Source organism: Paraburkholderia sediminicola, assembly GCF_046026895.1.
GTDB lineage: Bacteria > Pseudomonadota > Gammaproteobacteria > Burkholderiales > Burkholderiaceae > Paraburkholderia > Paraburkholderia sediminicola_C.
Window position 1 is genome coordinate 1 of sequence record NZ_JAQQEU010000210.1, and the last position, 1615, is coordinate 1615.

The 1615-nt window shown below is 62.8% G+C and carries 1 protein-coding gene; it reads right to left on the reverse strand.

Going from position 1 to position 1615, the window contains the following annotated elements:
• On the reverse strand, nucleotides 1-1615 hold a 1615-nt coding region (locus PQR02_RS40320; RefSeq protein WP_408243368.1), incomplete at both ends, for an electron transfer flavoprotein-ubiquinone oxidoreductase.

The following is a 1615-nucleotide window of genomic DNA, read 5'->3' on the forward strand; positions in this document are numbered from 1 at the left end:
ACATATTCGGGTAGTTCGGCCCGCCGCCACCTTCCGGCGTGACCCACACGATGTTCTGCGTCGGGTCCTTGATGTCGCAGGTCTTGCAATGCACGCAGTTCTGCGCATTGATCACCAGACGTTCGCTGCCGTCGTCGTTCTTGACGAATTCGTACACCGCAGCGGGGCAATAGCGCGATTCCGGACCCGCATAGGTCTGCCAGTTCACGTTGACCGGCACTGAAGGATCTTTCAGTGTCAGGTGCGCCGGCTGGTTCTCTTCGTGATTCGTGTTCGAGATGAACACTGAAGACAAACGGTCGAACGTCAGCTTGCCATCCGGCTTCGGATACACGATCGGCTTGCACTGCGACGCGGGCTTGAGCATCTCGTGATCCGAATGCTGATGATGCAGCGTCCACGGCACGTTGCCGCCCAGCAGTTTCTGCTCGATGCCGACCATCAGCGTGCCCAGGTACAGGCCCTTGCTCATCCACTGCTTGAAGTTGCGCGCGCGATGCAGCTCGCTGTGCAGCCACGATGTCTTGAACGATTCCGGGTACGCCGTGAGTTCGTCGCTGGTGCGTCCGGCCCGCACCGCGTCGAACGCGGCTTCGGCCGCGAGCATGCCGGTCTTGATCGCCGCATGCGAACCCTTGATCCGCGACGCGTTCAGGAAGCCCGCATCGTCGCCGACCAGCGCGCCACCCGGGAACACCAGCTTCGGCAGCGACATCAGGCCGCCCGCCGTGATCGCCCGCGCGCCGTACGAGACACGCTTGCCGCCTTCCAGGATCGCGCGGATCGCCGGGTGCGTCTTGTAGCGCTGGAATTCCTCGAACGGCGACAGATACGGGTTCGAATACCCAAGCCCCACCACGAAGCCGACCACCACCTGGTTGTTATCCATGTGATAGAGGAACGAGCCGCCGTAAGTGTCGTTCTCCAGCGGCCAGCCGGCGGTATGCATCACCAGACCCGGCTTGTGCTTCGCGGGATCGATCTCCCACAACTCCTTGATGCCGATGCCGTAGACCTGCGGATCGACGCCTTCGCGAAGCTTGAACTTATCGTTCAGCTGACGGCCCAGATGTCCGCGCGCGCCTTCGCAGAACAGCGTGTACTTGGCGTGCAGCTCCATGCCGAGCTGGAAGTTTTCGGTCGGCTCACCATCCTTGCCGATACCGAGGTTGCCGGTCGCGACGCCTTTCACGGAACCGTCGTCGTTGTACAACACTTCGGCGGCCGGAAAGCCCGGGAAAATCTCGACGCCGAGCGCTTCGGCCTGCTGGCCCAGCCAGCGCGTGACGTTCGCGAGGCTGATCACGTAGTTGCCGTGGTTCTTGAAATTGTCCGGCAGCGCCCAGACCGGCACGCTCTTCGAGCCGGTTTCGGTGAGGAACAGGAAGCGGTCCTCGGTCACGTCCACCGTGAGCGGCGCGCCCTTTTCCTTCCAGTCCGGAATCAGTTCGTTGATCGCGCGCGGATCCATCACCGCGCCCGAGAGGATATGCGCCCCGATCTCCGAGCCTTTTTCCAGTACGCACACGCCAATATCAGCGCCTTGTTCCGCCGCCAGCTGCTTCAGGCGGATCGCCGCGGACAGGCCAGCCGGCCCGCCGCCGACGATCACGAC